General features: G+C 64.4%; 16 protein-coding genes and 1 pseudogene. 9 read left to right on the top strand and 8 right to left on the bottom strand.

Annotation, left to right across the window (positions count from 1 at the left end):
- Window positions 1–98 precede the first annotated feature (98 nt).
- Window positions 99–941 (top strand): archaetidylserine decarboxylase, encoded by an 843-nt coding sequence (gene asd, locus ACODRW_RS07060; protein WP_227105566.1) that lies wholly within the window; start codon window positions 99–101, stop codon window positions 939–941.
- A gap of 128 nt (window positions 942–1,069) precedes the next feature.
- On the opposite strand, the gene ilvC is transcribed toward asd, so the two are convergent.
- From ilvC to ilvB, 3 genes are read right to left on the bottom strand one after another with little or no spacing between them, the layout of a single operon-like run.
- Complete coding sequence (gene ilvC / locus ACODRW_RS07065; protein ID WP_048407995.1) at window positions 1,070–2,086, bottom strand: ketol-acid reductoisomerase; 1,017 nt, start codon at window positions 2,084–2,086, stop codon at window positions 1,070–1,072.
- Window positions 2,087–2,145: 59 nt separating this feature from the next.
- Window positions 2,146–2,637 carry an acetolactate synthase small subunit gene (gene ilvN, locus ACODRW_RS07070; protein ID WP_019101853.1) on the bottom strand — a complete coding sequence of 164 codons (492 nt, stop codon included), beginning with the start codon at window positions 2,635–2,637 and terminating at the stop codon, window positions 2,146–2,148.
- An 11-nt stretch (window positions 2,638–2,648) separates the two neighbouring features.
- Complete coding sequence (gene ilvB / locus ACODRW_RS07075) at window positions 2,649–4,415, bottom strand: biosynthetic-type acetolactate synthase large subunit (RefSeq protein WP_107801000.1); 1,767 nt, start codon at window positions 4,413–4,415, stop codon at window positions 2,649–2,651.
- Between the two features lie 195 nt (window positions 4,416–4,610).
- Here ilvB and ACODRW_RS07080 point away from each other — a divergent pair, with 195 nt between their 5' ends.
- From ACODRW_RS07080 to ACODRW_RS07095, 4 genes are read left to right on the top strand one after another with little or no spacing between them, the layout of a single operon-like run.
- Window positions 4,611–5,177: an RNA polymerase sigma factor gene (locus tag ACODRW_RS07080; RefSeq protein WP_107801001.1), complete on the top strand. Its 567-nt coding sequence runs from the start codon at window positions 4,611–4,613 to the stop codon at window positions 5,175–5,177.
- The gene (locus ACODRW_RS07085) at window positions 5,174–5,539 is read left to right on the top strand and encodes a DUF3619 family protein (RefSeq protein WP_107801002.1); all 366 of its coding nucleotides are present in this window, start codon (window positions 5,174–5,176) and stop codon (window positions 5,537–5,539) included. Before ACODRW_RS07080 ends, ACODRW_RS07085 begins: the two co-directional genes overlap by 4 nt.
- Window positions 5,532–5,921: a DUF3106 domain-containing protein gene (locus tag ACODRW_RS07090; protein ID WP_235085878.1), complete on the top strand. Its 390-nt coding sequence runs from the start codon at window positions 5,532–5,534 to the stop codon at window positions 5,919–5,921. Before ACODRW_RS07085 ends, ACODRW_RS07090 begins: the two co-directional genes overlap by 8 nt.
- Window positions 5,908–6,468: an RDD family protein gene (locus tag ACODRW_RS07095; protein WP_235085876.1), complete on the top strand. Its 561-nt coding sequence runs from the start codon at window positions 5,908–5,910 to the stop codon at window positions 6,466–6,468. The genes ACODRW_RS07090 and ACODRW_RS07095 overlap by 14 nt, the downstream gene beginning before the upstream one ends.
- On the opposite strand, the gene ACODRW_RS07100 is transcribed toward ACODRW_RS07095, so the two are convergent.
- Complete coding sequence (locus ACODRW_RS07100; protein ID WP_107801005.1) at window positions 6,469–7,362, bottom strand: LysR family transcriptional regulator; 894 nt, start codon at window positions 7,360–7,362, stop codon at window positions 6,469–6,471.
- Window positions 7,363–7,476: 114 nt separating this feature from the next.
- On the opposite strand from ACODRW_RS07100, the gene ACODRW_RS07105 reads away from it, so the two are divergent.
- Window positions 7,477–7,905: a carboxymuconolactone decarboxylase family protein gene (locus ACODRW_RS07105; RefSeq protein WP_107801006.1), complete on the top strand. Its 429-nt coding sequence runs from the start codon at window positions 7,477–7,479 to the stop codon at window positions 7,903–7,905.
- A gap of 132 nt (window positions 7,906–8,037) precedes the next feature.
- Window positions 8,038–8,535 carry a MarR family winged helix-turn-helix transcriptional regulator gene (locus ACODRW_RS07110; protein WP_107801007.1) on the top strand — a complete coding sequence of 166 codons (498 nt, stop codon included), beginning with the start codon at window positions 8,038–8,040 and terminating at the stop codon, window positions 8,533–8,535.
- Between the two features lie 89 nt (window positions 8,536–8,624).
- Here the strand turns inward: ACODRW_RS07110 and ACODRW_RS07115 are convergent, their stop codons facing one another.
- Together ACODRW_RS07115 and ACODRW_RS07120 are read right to left on the bottom strand one after the other, a co-directional pair.
- On the bottom strand, window positions 8,625–9,266 hold the full coding sequence (locus tag ACODRW_RS07115; protein WP_107801008.1) for a lytic transglycosylase domain-containing protein: 642 nt from the start codon (window positions 9,264–9,266) through the stop codon (window positions 8,625–8,627).
- Between the two features lie 7 nt (window positions 9,267–9,273).
- Window positions 9,274–10,983: a proline--tRNA ligase gene (locus ACODRW_RS07120; RefSeq protein WP_107801009.1), complete on the bottom strand. Its 1,710-nt coding sequence runs from the start codon at window positions 10,981–10,983 to the stop codon at window positions 9,274–9,276.
- Between the two features lie 309 nt (window positions 10,984–11,292).
- Between ACODRW_RS07120 and kup the strand changes: the two genes are divergently transcribed.
- Entirely contained in the window at window positions 11,293–13,158 is a 1,866-nt protein-coding gene (gene kup, locus ACODRW_RS07125; RefSeq protein WP_107801010.1) for a low affinity potassium transporter Kup, read from the top strand.
- Window positions 13,159–13,220: 62 nt separating this feature from the next.
- Here kup and ampD read toward each other — a convergent pair whose 3' ends face one another.
- On the bottom strand, window positions 13,221–13,808 hold the full coding sequence (ampD, locus tag ACODRW_RS07130; RefSeq protein ID WP_488905447.1) for a 1,6-anhydro-N-acetylmuramyl-L-alanine amidase AmpD: 588 nt from the start codon (window positions 13,806–13,808) through the stop codon (window positions 13,221–13,223).
- Between the two features lie 48 nt (window positions 13,809–13,856).
- Window positions 13,857–14,240, bottom strand: a pseudogene (locus tag ACODRW_RS07135) (GNAT family N-acetyltransferase); the annotation flags it as partial.
- A 234-nt stretch (window positions 14,241–14,474) separates the two neighbouring features.
- Between ACODRW_RS07135 and ACODRW_RS07140 the strand changes: the two are divergent.
- Complete coding sequence (locus ACODRW_RS07140) at window positions 14,475–15,008, top strand: hemerythrin domain-containing protein (protein WP_488905428.1); 534 nt, start codon at window positions 14,475–14,477, stop codon at window positions 15,006–15,008.
- Window positions 15,009–15,102 lie beyond the last annotated feature (94 nt).

Here is a 15,102-nt window from a genome sequence, read left to right on the forward strand (position 1 = left end):
TCTAGCAATTGCCTAAGCTTTAAGCAAAGCGCAAGCGATCAGACGCCGGCAGATCGGTTATACTCTTGGGTTTAGTCAGATTGATCGAGGACAAACCAGTGTCCGAACGCCTGTTCGTGCTGTTGCAACATCTGATGCCCAAGCTGGCCATGACCCGATTGGCGGGCCGCATCGCCAACTGGGAAGGCGGCAGCCTGACGCAATGGATCATCCGCCGCTTCATCGCCCGCTATCAGGTGGACATGAATGAAGCCGCCGCCAGCGATCCCTCCGCCTACGCCAGCTTCAACGCCTTCTTCACCCGCGCCCTGCGCGCCGACGCGCGCCCGCTCTCGAGCGAACGGCTGGCGTGCCCGGTGGACGGCGCCATCAGCCAGTTCGGCCGTATCGAGCAGGGGCAGATTTTCCAGGCCAAGGGCCGCAGCTACTCCGCCCAGGCGCTGCTGGCCGGCGACGCCGAATCCGCGCGCCGTTTCGACGACGGCCATTTCGCCACCATCTACCTGAGCCCGCGCGACTACCATCGCATCCACATGCCTTGCGACGGCCGCCTGCTGCGGATGAGCTATGTTCCGGGCGAGCTGTATTCGGTGAACCCGGCCACCGCCCGCGGCGTGGACCGCTTGTTCGCGCGCAATGAACGCGTGGTCTGCCTGTTCGAGGGACAGGACGGACGGCCCTTCGCGCTGGTGCTGGTGGGCGCCACCATCGTCGGCAGCATGGCCACCGTCTGGCACGGCGTGGTCAATCCGCCGCGGCCGGGCCAGATCCGGCACTGGGACTACCGCGACCAGGACATCCGTCTGGCCAAGGGCGAGGAGATGGGCCGCTTCTTGCTGGGCTCCACCGTGGTCTTGCTGTTCCCGCAAGGCCCGCTGAGCTTCAACCCCGCCTGGCAAGCCGCCGGCGCGGTGCGCATGGGCGAGGCGATGGCCGACTGAAGGCTCTCGCTCCAAACGCAACGGCGCCCAGGGCGCCGTTTTTCATGGGCCGGCCTTGCGTCCGCGCCGTCCAAACGCAAAAAAGCCGGGAAATCTCCCGGCTTTGCTTAATGCGGCAGCCCGCGGACTCAGTTCTTGGACTGGTCCACCAGCTTGTTCTTGGCGATCCACGGCATCATCGCGCGCAGCTCGGCGCCCACTTTCTCGATCGGGTGATCAGCGGTCAGACGACGACGCGCGGTCATGCTCGGATAGTTGGTCTTGCCTTCCAGGATGAACATCTTCGCGTATTCGCCGGACTGGATGCGGTACAGCGCCTTCTTCATCGCGTCCTTGGTGGCGGAGGTCACCACTTCCGGGCCGGTCACGTACTCGCCGTACTCCGCGTTGTTGGAGATCGAGTAGTTCATATTGGCGATGCCGCCTTCGTACATCAGGTCGACGATCAGCTTCAGCTCGTGCAGACACTCGAAGTAAGCCATTTCCGGCGCGTAGCCGGCTTCCACCAGGGTTTCGAAGCCGGCCTTGACCAGCTCCACCGCGCCGCCGCACAGCACGGCCTGCTCGCCGAACAGATCGGTCTCGGTTTCCTCGCGGAAATTGGTCTCGATCACGCCGCCCTTGGTGCCGCCGTTGGCCGCCGCGTAGGACAACGCCACGTCGCGCGCCTTGCCGGACTTGTCCTGATAGACCGCGATCAGGGTCGGCACGCCGCCGCCCTTCAGGTATTCGGAGCGCACGGTGTGGCCCGGGCCTTTCGGCGCCACCATGATCACGTCGACGTCGGCCGGCGGCACGATCTGGTTGTAATGGATGTTGAAGCCGTGGGCGAAGGCCAGCGCCGCGCCCTTCTTCAGATTGGGCGCGATGTCCTTGCCGTAGACGTCCGGCTGCGATTCGTCCGGCAGCAGAATCATCACCACGTCGGCCTTCTTCACCGCCTCGGCCACTTCCTTGACCTTGTGGCCGGCCGCTTCCGCCTTCTTCCAGGAAGCGCCGTCCTTGCGCAGGCCCACCACGACGTCCACGCCGGAGTCTTTCAGGTTCTGCGCATGGGCGTGGCCCTGGGAACCGTAGCCGATGATGGCGACTTTCTTGCCCTTGATGATGGAGAGGTCAGCGTCTTTGTCGTAGAAAACTTTCATTTGCAATCCTTGATTTCGTTTGTTTAGGCGGCCCGGCCCTTGGCCGGCGCCCGCCTGCTTCAGATTTTCAGAACCCGCTCACCCCGACCAATGCCGGATGCGCCGGTACGGACCGTTTCCAGGATCACTGTGCGGTCCACCGCCTCGATGAAGGCGCCGAGCTTTTCGCTCGTACCGGTCAGCTCGATGGTGTAAGTCTTTTCCGTCACGTCGATGATGCGTCCGCGGAAGATGTCGGCCATGCGCTTCATCTCCTCGCGGTCCTTGCCGGTGGCGCGGACCTTGATCAGCATCAGCTCGCGCTCGATGTGCTCGGATTCATTGAGGTCTATCACCTTGACCACCTCGATCAGCTTGTTGAGCTGCTTGGTGATCTGCTCGATGACTTCGTCGGAACCGTGAGTGACGATAGTCATGCGCGACAGCGTCGGGTCCTCGGTCGTGGACACTGTCAGCGAATCGATGTTGTAGGCACGGGCCGAAAACAGGCCCACCACGCGGGACAATGCGCCCGCTTCGTTTTCCAGAAGAATGGATAGGATATGTCGCATACCGGCTGGCCTCAACACATATTGCCGTAGTCACGGTTGTTCTCGAAGGGCACGTTCTGCACCTCGCTCATGTGCTCGGGCAGGTCCATCTGATCCAGGCCCTTGCCGTTTTGCACCATCGGGAACACGTTCTCGGACTGGTCGGTACGGAAATCCAGAAACACCAGCCGCTCCTTCAGCTTCTGGCTGAACGCCTCCTTCAATACCGGCTCCACGTCGGCGGGGTCTTCCACCTTGAAGCCGATATGGCCGTAAGCCTCGGCGATTTTGACGAAGTCCGGCAAGGCGTCCATATAGGATTCGGAATAGCGCGTGCCGTAGAAGAACTGCTGCCACTGGCGCACCATACCCAGGTAGCGGTTGTTCAGCGCCAGCACCTTCACCGGGGTGTGGTACTGCTTGCAGGTGGACAGTTCCTGGATGTTCATCTGGATCGAGCCCTCGCCGGTGATGCAGGCGACGGTGGCGTCCGGATTGGCCAGTTGCGCGCCCATCGCCGCAGGCAGGCCGAAGCCCATGGTGCCGAGTCCGCCGGAGTTCAGCCACTGCTTGGGATTGTCGAACTTGTAGTACTGCGCCGCCCACATCTGGTGCTGGCCCACGTCGGATGTGACGATGGCCTTGCCGCCGGTGATTTCGTACAGCTTCTCCACCACGTACTGAGGCTTGATCAGCTCGGTGGACGGGGTGTACAGCAAACAGTTGTGGCCGCGCCATTCCTCAATCTGCTTCCACCAGCCGGCCAGGGCTTGAGCGTCCGGCTTCTGGCCGGATTGCTTCAGCAGGTCCAGCATGTCTTTCAGCACATGCTTGACGTCGCCGACGATGGGGATGTCCGCCTTCACCCGCTTGGAGATGGAGGACGGATCCACGTCGATGTGGATGATCTTCTTCGGCTGGCTGAGGAAGTGCGAGGGCACGCTGATCACGCGGTCGTCGAAACGCGCGCCTATGGCCACCAGTACATCGCAGTACTGCATCGCCATATTGGCTTCATAAGTGCCGTGCATGCCCAGCATGCCGAGGAACTGCGGATCGGAACCCGGATAGGCGCCCAGGCCCATCAGGGTGTTGGTACACGGCAAGCCCAGCGATTTGACCAGTTCGGTCACTTCGCCGGCGGCATTGCCCTGCACCGCGCCGCCGCCCACGTAAATAAAGGGGCGCTTGGCTTCCAACAGCAGGTTCACCGCTTTCTTGATCTGCCCCGGGTGGCCGCGGGTAGCCGGCACGTAGGAGCGGATATGCACGCTTTCCGGGTATTGGAATTCCGTGCGCTGCTGGGTGATGTCCTTGGGGATGTCAACCACCACCGGACCGGGACGACCGGTCTTGGCGATGTAGAACGCCTTTTTGATGGTAGCGGCTATTTCATTGACGTCCTTGACCAGGAAGTTGTGCTTCACGCACGGGCGGGTGATGCCCACCATGTCCACTTCCTGGAAGGCGTCCAGGCCGATGGCCGGAGACGGCACCTGGCCGGACAGCACCACCATGGGGATGGAGTCCATATAGGCGGTGGCAATGCCGGTCACGGCATTGGTCGCGCCGGGGCCGGAGGTGACCAGGGCCACGCCCACCTTGTCGCTGGAACGGGAGTAGGCATCGGCGGCATGCACCGCCGCCTGCTCATGCCTGACCAGCACATGTTTGAATTTGTCCTGCCGGAAAATGGCATCGTAGATTTCCAGCACCGCGCCGCCGGGGTAGCCGAAAACAAATTCGACACCTTCTTCCTGCAGGCAGCGGACAACCGCTTCCGCGCCCGATATCTGCATATCGCCTCTTGTCTTTGCGTTAGTTTCATCCCGTATCGGACGACCTTAGCGTATTGCTTTGAAACCGGTCAAGTGCTTTTGTGCAGGTGCAATATGCGTCTAAGCCTCGGTAAATTCAGGAAAAAAATCAGGCTTGGCCGAATCAGCGGCGCTCTGCTACCATCTTCTGTTGGCATCAACTCAAACTCTCATCCGATGGCTAGCCGCGAGGAAATGGCCGACTTCCTGGAGTCGGCGGAGAAACGCGCTTTCAAGCAGGCGTGGTATGCGGTCCAGAACGAAGACAGCGCATTGGATATCGTGCAGGACTCGATGATGAAACTGGCGGATCGCTATCCGCACGCCCCGGCGGCGGAACTGCCGCTGATCTTCCAGCGCATCCTGCAAAACACCATCCGCGATTTCTACCGCCGCAGCAAGGCGCGCCGTTTCGTCAGCACGCTGCTGTCTTCGCTGATCCCCGCCCGCGAGGAGGAGGACGGCCCGGACCCGCTGGAAGTGCTGGACGTGGCCGCTGACGAGGCGCACAGCAACCCCGAACTGTGGTGCGCGCGCAAGGAAACCGCCGTGTTGATCGAGGCCTCGCTGCAGTTGCTGCCCGCCCGTCAACGCGAGGCCTTTTTGCTGCGTTATTGGGAGGGTCTGGATGTCGCCGCCACCGCGCGCGTGATGGGCTGCTCGGAAGGCAGCGTGAAAACGCATTGCTCGCGCGCCAATCACACGCTGGCCGCCATCCTCGCGCAAAAGGGAGTGACGCTATGAAACCTTCCAATCCCCTGCCCGGCCATGTGTCCCGCGTGCTGGATCACGCCAGCGACGATCTCGACCCCGCGCTGGAACGCAAACTGCGCCAGGCGCGCGAACGCGCGCTGAGCCGCTTCGACGCCCATTCCCCCGGCGCCGCGCCCCCGCGCGAGCGGCTGGGCCTGTGGGCTCAACGCCATGTGTTGTCGCTCCGCCGCGGCGGCCTGGCCTTGGGCTTCGCGCTGTTGACCGGCGCCGGTATGATGCTGGCCGAAGACCTGCTGCTGGAGGAAGAAGCGGTGGACGCCGCGCTGCTGGCGCAGGATCTGCCCTTCGAAGCCTTGCTGGAACCGCATTTCAGCCGAGGCCTGCATGAATAGCGGCCGCCGCCTGCTGCTTGCCCTGTGCCTGAGCGGGCTGCTGACGCCGGCGGCCAAGGCCAGCCCGCCGGCCAACCCCAGCTGGGCGCAGTTGAGCGCGGAACAGCAACAGGTGCTGGCGCCGCTGGCCACGGAATGGGACCGCTACGCGCCGTATAAAAAGCAGAATCTGCTGGCCATCGTGCCGTCCTTCCAACAGCTGCCGGAGGCCCAGCGCCAGCGCGTGCAACAGAAGCTGAAAGCCTGGTCCGAACTGAGCCAGCAGCAGCGCGACGAAATCCGCGCCAACTGGAAAGCCTTGCAGCAGATGCCGCCCGAACAACGCCGGCAGGCCATCCAGCGCCTGCAACAACAACATAAAGCCCAAGATGCCTCCCGCTGACGCCCCCGCCCTGACTCCTCCGACACTGAAACGCAGCCTGGCCAGCCTGTTCTACGAATTGCTGCTGGTCGCCGCGCTCTTGCTCACCGTCACCGCGGCGCTGACGCCGTTGCAAACGCTGATCGGCCAGGGGCCGCTGTTCAAGGCCCTGCTGAAAGGCGTGCTCGCCGTCGCGCTGTTCGGCTACTTCGGCTATTGCTGGGTGCGCAGCGGCCAGACCGTGGCGATGAAGACCTGGCGCATCAAGCTGGTCAACGCCCGCGGCGGCGGCATTGTCTGGAAGCAGGCGGCGGCGCGCTACCTGATCGGCCTCACCTTGTTCGTCGGCATGCCGGCGGTGTCCTATCTCGGCTGGGCCAATGCCTACGGCCACCAGCCGCAGGCGCTGTGGCTGGCGCTGAGCTGGTGCCTGGTGCCCTTCCTGGCCAAGTTCTACGACCGCGACAAACTCTTCCTGCACGACAGACTGGCCGGCACCCGGCAGATCGTGCTGCCCAAGCCGCCGCATCCGGGCAAGAAGCGGCGCGGCGAGCCCACGCCGGGCTGACTAAGCCCGCGCCAGCAAAGGCTCCGTCTCGGCGAACTCCGCCAGAACGTCCAGCAAGACCCGCACCCGCGCCGGCGGATAACGCCGTTGCGGCCATACCGCGTACACCGGCTGCGCCGGCATTTCCCAGCCGGCCAAGACCTGCCGCAAGCCGCCTTCCGCCAACTGACGGTGGCACAGGCTATGGGGACAGACGGCAATGCCGACGCCGGCCTCGGCCAAGCGGCGCGGCAGCAGCATATCGTTGACCCGCAGCCGCGGCGGCGGCAACTCCCATTCCGCGCCGTCGTCCCGGCGCCGCAAATGCCAGCGCTCGAACGGCTCCGCCACCAGCAAGGCGTGACGCGCCAGCGCCTCCGGCGTCCGCGGCTCGCCTTGCGCCGCCAGATAGGCCGGCGCGGCCACCAGCAAAGTGCGCACCCAGCCCAGCCGCCTTTGGTTCAAGCTGGAGTCCGGCTGCTCCCCTACCCGCAAGGCCAGGTCCGCCATGCCGCTGAGCAGATCGTCGATGGCGTTGTTCAGATGCAGCTCCAAGCGCAAGTCAGGATAGTCTCTGAGCATCCGCCGCCACACCGGCACCAGGACGTCGTTGCCCAGGCTCAGCGGCGACAGCACCCGCAGCACGCCCTTGACCTGGTGCAGCGAATCGGCCAGCGACGCGGCGGTCTGGCTCAGCGATTGCAGCAAGGGCCGGCATTGCTCGTAGTACTGCCCGCCTTCCGCCGTCAGCTCCATCCGCCTCGCGCTGCGGTGCAGCAGGCGACAGCCCAACTCCCGCTCCAGCGCCTGCAAGCGCCGCGACAGGGTGGCGGTGGGCACGCCCAGCCGCCGAGCGGCGGCATTCAGGCTGCCGGCGTCGACAATGCTCACGAACAACTGCAGATCATCCAGCATGATTTCATTTTTGGAATTTGAATTCGATATTTTAAGTCTATTTACATAAATGATTTTTGCCTAGACTGGCCTTGCAGCTCGCCGCTGCGACTCTCTCTCTTGAAAGGAATTGCCATGTCTCTGCGCCTGCCCTACACCCAACTGTCCCCCGCCGCCTACCAAGGGCTGGCCAGCGTCAAAGCCAGCCTGCAGCACAGCAGCCTGGGCCTGCCCTTGATCGAGCTGGTTTACCTGCGCGTATCCCAGATCAACGGCTGCGCCTTCTGCCTGAAAATGCACGCGTCGGCCCTGCGCGCCAGGGGGGAAAGCAATGAACGCATCGATTCTCTGGCCGGCTGGCGCGTCAGCGAGTTGTACAGCGCCCGCGAGCGCGCGGCGCTGGAATGGGCGGAATCGCTGACCGACATCGCCGTCACCCAGGCGCCGGACCAGCACTATCTGCCCTTGCAGGAACACTTCAGCCCGGAAGAAGTGGCGGACCTGAGCTTCGCCATCGCCCTGATGAACGCCTTCAACCGGCTGGCGGTCAGCATGCGTCAGTAAGCGCGCTTCCCGCTGGTGCGGGTGATGACTGAAGACTATTCTTTCACGTGAAGATAAACTAACTTCAAGCCGTGCTAATCTCTGCGCCCGGTAGTCATCCAGTTGTCACCCACACATCAGGAACCGTCAGTGATGCAACAAGCACCAGACCAGATTGACCGTATCGTGGCCCTGTGGCGCGAGGTTCGCCCGGACTTGGACCCGTCCTCCACCGAAGTGGTCGGCCGCATTGTGCGAATGGAGTACTTCGTCACCCGCCGCGTACTGCACGATTTGGCACGCCACAATCTGAATGTCGGCGAATTCGACGTGTTGGCCGCGCTGCGCCGCGGCGGCGAGCCGTTCCAGCTGTCCCCCAATCAACTGCAAGGCATGGTGCTGATTTCCTCCGGCGCGCTGACCAACCGCATCAATCGTCTGGAAGAAGCCGGCCTGGTGACCCGCTCGCCGGACCCGGGCGACCGCCGCGGCGTGATCGTGACGCTGACGCCCAAGGGCTTCGAGGTGATCGAGGACGCCGTCGGCAACCATCTGTCGGCCGAGGCCGAGTTGATCGAGATGCTGGACGCGGAAGAACGCGCCACGCTGGCGCGCTTGCTGAAAAAGATGCTGCAAACCCAGGAGGATTGAAATGCGCGCGCCCTCCTGTAGCCTGCCGCGCTGAGCGGACAAAAAAACCGGCCTGGATTCCAGAGCCGGTTTTTTTTTGCATCCGCGCTTCAGCGCAGCAGCGGCGGCGCGGCGCCCGCCGCCGCCGTTTTCACCGGCAGCGGCGCCACCCAGTGCCAGCGGCCTTTCCAGGCCCCCATCACCAGATTGGGATACTCGGCGCGGCCCAGGCTGCCGTTGTAGCGGCCCAGCGCGCGGAACAGATTGCCGCGCTCGATATCCAGGTAGTAACGCAGAATGGTGCAGCCGTAGCGCAGATTAGTGGTGAGATCGAACAGATTGTGCTGCGCATTGCCTATGCTGCGCACCCAGAACGGCATCACCTGCATCAGCCCGCGCGCGCCGGCGCCGGAGATCGCGTACTTGTTGAAGCCGCTTTCCACCTGGATCAGGCCCAGCACCAGCTGCGGGTCCAGGCCGGCGCGGGTGGCCTCGTAATGGATGGCGGTGAGCAGACGCTCGCGCGTCCATTTATCCGGAATCCGCTTGGCCAGCCGGCTGGACATCTCTCCCAGCCAGGCGTCGGCCTCGCGCTGGTCGTCGAACACCAGCCGCGGCGCATTGGCGTCCGACACCGAACGGCGCATGGTGGAAGCGACGTTGGCGGCCAGCGCCTCTTCCTTCTGCGCGCCGGCCCACGCCGGCATCGCTGCCAGCGCGGCCAACAATACGACGATGCCGGATCGGATCATAAGACGGTCACAGCCCCAGTTTGGCTAGCACTTGTTCCAGCATAGCATCGGCGGCCAGCGCGCTGGCCTCCGCGTCGCGACGGTGCTGGTACTCGACCTTGCCTTCCTTCAGGCCGCGGTCGCCGATGGTGACCCGATGCGGCGCGCCGATCAGTTCCCAATCGGCGAACATCGCGCCCGGGCGCTCGCCGCGGTCGTCCAGGATCACGTCCACGCCCTTGGCCAGCAGGCCTTGGTACAAGGCGTCGGCGGCAGCCTTCACCTCGGCGGAACGGTCATAGCCCACCGGGCAGATCACCAGGGCGAACGGCGCGATGGCGTCCGGCCAGATCATGCCCTTGTCGTCGAAGTTCTGCTCGATCGCCGCGCCCAGAATGCGGGTGACGCCGATGCCGTAGCAGCCCATCTCGAACGGCTTGGGCTTGCCGTCCTCGTCCAGGAAGGTGGCGTTCATCGCTTCCGAGTACTTGGTGCCCAGATAGAACACATGGCCCACTTCGATGCCGCGCTGGATCGCCAGCTCGCCCTTGCCGTCCGGCGAGGCGTCGCCGGCCACCACATTGCGGATGTCCATCACTTCCGGCTCCGCGCAATCGCGGCCGAAGTTGACGCCGGTGTAGTGCTGATCGTCCTCGTTGGCGCCGGTAATCATGTCGGCCATCTTGGCGACGGTGCGGTCGGCGATGACGCGGCCCTTGAAGCCCACCGGGCCCAGCGAGCCGGGATTGGCGCCGAAGGCGGCCTTGATCGCGGCCGGCGAGGCGAAAGTCAGCGGCTTCTTGATGCCGGCGATCTTCTCCGCCTTGACTTCGTTCAGCTCGTGGTCGCCGCGCACCAGCAACAGCACCGGCTGATCTTCGTCGCCGTCCACCACCACCGCCTTGACGGTCTGCTTGACGTCCACGTTCAGGAAGCCCACCAGATCGGCGATGGTCTTGACCTTGGGCGTGTGCGCCTTGGCCATGGCCGCGCCGGCGGCCGCGCGTTCGCCGGCCGGGGCCACGGCTTCGGCCAGTTCGATGTTGGCGGCGTAGTCGGAACCCGGGCAGTAGACGATGGCGTCCTCGCCGGTGTCGGCGATCACCTGGAATTCATGCGAGCGGTCGCCGCCGATCGCGCCGGTGTCTGCGGCGACGGCGCGGTAGCTCAGGCCCAGGCGGTCGAAGATGCGGCAGTAGGCGGCGTACATATTGTCGTAGCTGACGCCGGCGGCGTCGGCGCTGCGGTCGAAGGAGTAGGCGTCCTTCATGGTGAACTCGCGGCCGCGCATCACGCCGAAGCGCGGACGGCGCTCGTCGCGGAACTTGGTCTGGATCTGGAAGAAGTTCTTCGGCAGCGCGCGGTAGCTGCGCAGCTCGTTGCGCGCGATGTCGGTGATCAGCTCCTCGGCGGTGGGCTGCAAGGCGAAATCGCGCTCATGGCGGTCCTTGAAGCGCAGCAACTCCTCGCCCATCTTGTCCCAGCGGCCGGTTTCCTGCCACAGGCCGGCCGGTTGCACCACCGGCAGGCTGACTTCGATTGCGCCGGCGCGATTCATCTCTTCGCGCACGATGTTTTCCACCTTGCGCACGCTGCGCAGGCCCATCGGCATCCAGGAGTAAATGCCGGCGGCCACTTTGCGGATGAAGCCGGCGCGCATCATCAGTTTCTGGCTGGCGATGTCGGCGTCGGCGGGGGCTTCCTTCAGGGTGGAAATGAAAAACTGCGATGCGCGCATGATGCGTCCTTGGCAATACGGTGTAATTGAGGGCTTGATTGTAGCGTTTGCCGCGCCTCGCGGCCAAGCCTTGCGCCGGCATCGCCGATTTGCGCTATAAAGATGCGTGTCCCGCCCCCCGCCGGCTACCCCAGATGCGGCCGCCGCGCAAGCAGACAGCCCGGACTCTGTCGTTTTACGAGAACACATCTCGGCTCTTGCGCGGCCTTTGCTTGGCTTACCCAGACCTCTGGAGTAATCTGCGCGCTCAAGAACCACCGATATTGCTGTGCAGCAATATACGGTGACGAACAATTCCATTGGATGCTTATGCAGGATCACAACAAACAGGCCATGGCTGGCCTGACCCTGGCCGCCTTGGGCGTGGTATACGGCGACATCGGCACCAGCCCGCTGTATACCCTGCGCGAATGCTTCACCGGCCAGGGCATCCCCACCACTCCGGAAAACATCTTCGGCATCTTGTCGCTGATCTTCTGGTCGCTGATTTTCGTGGTTTCCATCAAGTACGTGGCCTTCGTGCTGCGCGCCGACAACCGCGGCGAAGGCGGCATCATGGCGCTGATGGCGCTGGCCCGTCATTACACCACTCACGCCGCGCGCTGGAAGATCGTGCTGCTGGGCTTGTTCGGCGCGGCGCTGTTCTACGGCGACGCCATCATCACCCCGGCGGTGTCGGTCTTGTCCGCCGCCGAGGGCATGGAGCTGATTTCCCCGGCGATGGAAAGCTATGTGCTGCCGATGGCCATCGGCGTGCTGACCGGCCTGTTCCTGCTGCAACGCTTCGGCACCGCCAGCGTCGGCCTGCTGTTCGGCCCCATCATGCTGGTCTGGTTCTCCGTGCTGGGTCTGCTCGGCTTGCACCAGATCGTTCAAGCGCCGCAAGTGCTGCAGGCGCTCAATCCCTACCACGCGCTGCACTTCATCGGCCACAACGGCTGGGGCTCCTTCCTGACCCTGGGCTCGGTGGTGCTGGCGCTGACCGGCGCCGAGGCGCTGTACGCCGACATGGGCCATTTCGGCAGCTCGCCGATCCGCCGCGCCTGGTTCAGCCTGGTGCTGCCCGGCCTGGCGCTGAATTATTTCGGCCAGGGCGCGTTGCTGATGCAAAACCCGGCGGCGATCAAGAATCCCTTCTTCCTGCTGGCGCCGGACTGGGCGCTGCTGCCGCTGATCGTGATGGCGACGCTGGCCACGGTGATCGCGTCGCAGGCGGTGATTTCCGGCGCCTACTCGCTGACCCGCCAGGCCATCCAGCTGGGTTACTGCCCGCGGCTGGAAGTGCAGCACACCTCGGAAAAAGAGATCGGCCAGATCTATATGCCCTTCATCAACTGGGCGCTGCTGATCGCGGTGATGGTGGTGGTGCTGACCTTCAAGACTTCGTCCAGCCTGGCCGCCGCCTACGGCATCGCCGTCACCGGCACCATGCTGATCACCACCTGCCTGTTCTTCGTGGTGGCCCGGGTCAACTGGCGCTGGCCGCTGCCGCTGGCGCTGGGCGTCACCCTGATGTTCGCCACCATAGACCTGGGCTTCTTCAGCGCCAACATCCATAAAGTGGCCGACGGCGGCTGGCTGCCGCTGGTGCTGGGCATGGTGATCTTCACCCTGATGAGCACCTGGAAGCAGGGCCGCGAGCTGCTGTTCACGCGCCTGCGCGACCAGGCGCTGCCGCTGGACAGCTTCATCGAGAACCTGGAAGCCTATCCGCCGACGCGGGTGCAAGGCACCGCGGTGTTCCTGACCAGCACCTTGCACGGCGTGCCGCACGCGCTGCTGCACAATCTCAAGCACAACAAGGTGCTGCACGAGCGGGTGGTGTTGATGACGGTGCGCACCGAAGACGTGCCCTATGTGGCGGAAGAAGACAGACTGGAGATCGTGCAGATGTCGGCTTCGTTCTGGCGCGTGGTGGCCCGCTACGGCTTCAAGGAAGACCCGAACGTGCTGCAGGTGCTGGAAGACTGCACCGCCCAGGGCCTGGCCTTCGAGCTGATGGACACGTCCTTCTTCCTGTCGCGGGAAACCATCGTGTCCACCGAGCGTCCGGGCATGTCGCGCCTGCGCGAAAAGCTGTTCGTGTGGATGAGCAAGAACGCGATGCGCGCCACCGACTTCTTCCAGGTGCCGACCAACCGGGTGGTGGAGCTGGGCGCGCAAGTCGAGCTGTAAGCCCTCCCGCCCCGCTCCCAAGCCGGACCGGCCCTGCCTGTCCGGCTTTTTCGCGCCTGACTCTAGCGTTGCAGGCCGCTGTCCGCCTCCGCCCGCGCCCAATCGAAGAACGGGCCGGGATCGGTCTTGCGCCCCGGCGCGATGTGCTCGTGGCCGATGACGGCGCTAAGCGGCAGCTTGCTCCGCAATGCCCGCGCCAGCGCTTGCAGCGTGCGGTATTGCGCCTCGCTGAACGGCTCGAAATCGCAGCCTTCCAACTCCACGCCGATGGAAAAATCGTTGCAGCGCTCACGCCCCCGCCAGCTGGACACGCCGGCATGCCAGGCGCGCCGCGTCACCGGCACGAACTGCTGCAGCTCGCCGGACCGACGAATGAAGAAATGGGACGACACCTGCAGATGCTGGATTTCGGCGTAGAACGGATGCTCGTCAGGATTCAGCCGGTTCTGGAACAGCTGTTCCACGCCCAAGCCGCCGTAGCGATACGGCGGCAGGCTGATGTTGTGGATCACCAGCAGTTCCGGCGCCATACCCTCGCCGCGTTCATCGTGATTGGGCGAGGGCAGCCGGCGCGCGCCGTCCAGCCAGCCGTCTTCCAATAATTGCAAAGCAGGCGGCGGGGCCGGCTGATAATTCAAACGCCACAACATCAAGCCGTCCGGCGTGGACCAGCGCTGCTCGGCGACGAAACCGGCCTTGCGGTACAAGGACAACGCGGCGATATTGACCTCGGCGGTGTCCACGCTGACCTCGCCCTCGCCCACCAGCGCCCGGTTCAGCAGGCGATAGCCCCAGCCGGCGCGCAGCTGTTGCGGATCCACCACCACTCTTTCGATATGCAGACCGCCGTCCTCGCGGCGCGAGGCCACCAGCAGGCCGCGCAGGCTCTCGCCCTCGAACGCGCCCCAGACCGCGTCGGCGCAGGCCCGCGCCGCGGCCAGATCGGCCCACAGCACGGGCAGGTGCGGATAGGACAGCCACTCCGCCTCCAGGCGGTGGGCGGCCAGTTGCAGATCCAAGGCGCGCGCGGCCAGCGCGGCGTCCCTCAAATCCAGGCTTTTCACTTCAAACGGGGCTTGCATTCACTCTCCCTGCGCGCGTAACCGATGCAACAATCCGGTAACTGGAACAGTCCAATATCGCACTTGTTTTCTGAGGCCCTACGCGGTATCAAGAACAACCGGGGCGGACAAGCCTTCATCCTGCATTCTACCGCTCCCGCCCGGCGGAAGGCTCGCCTTGCTTGAGCCGAATCATGGCCGCGGCCCGTTCCATGCCGCAGAATGCAGGCCGTCACCCATCACAGGAGAACGCCCATGCTGACGCTGGACTCTCTGAGCAACGCCGCCGCGCCCAGCTTCGAACAACCGCTGGAAATGCTGCAAGCCTGTCACGACAAGATTCGCCGCTTCTGCGAGCAATTGGATCAGCTGCCCGCCTACATCGAGCGACACGGCGTCAACGAGGCCGCCCGCAATACGATAGACGGCGTGGTCCGCTACTTCGATCTGGCCGGCCCCGCCCATCACAGCGACGAGGAGGACGAGCTGTTCCCGCTGATTCTGGCGCGGGTGCCCACCGCCGCCTCCCGGCTGGAGCAACTGAGCGCCGAACACGGCTATCTGCATTCCTGCTGGAACGCGATCCGCGACGATCTGCTGGCGCTGCGCGACGGCAAGATCCACCGCATCAGCCGCAACGAGCTGGAGGAGTTCGCCCGCCAGTACCGCGAACACGCCGCCGCAGAGGAAAGCTGGCTGTTCCCCACCGCCGCCTCCGCCATCAGCGCCGAGGAAATGAGCGCCGCCGGGCAGCGCATGGCGGCGCGCCGGACGCAGCAGGCCGCCTGAACGACGGCCGCTCCAGGCTGCACGCGCAAAAAAGGCTGACCGCGCTGGTCAGCCTTTTTATCTTTCCGCACTCAGAACCTGTTTACGATCTGCT

The organism is Chromobacterium sp. FG89 (assembly GCF_057808735.1).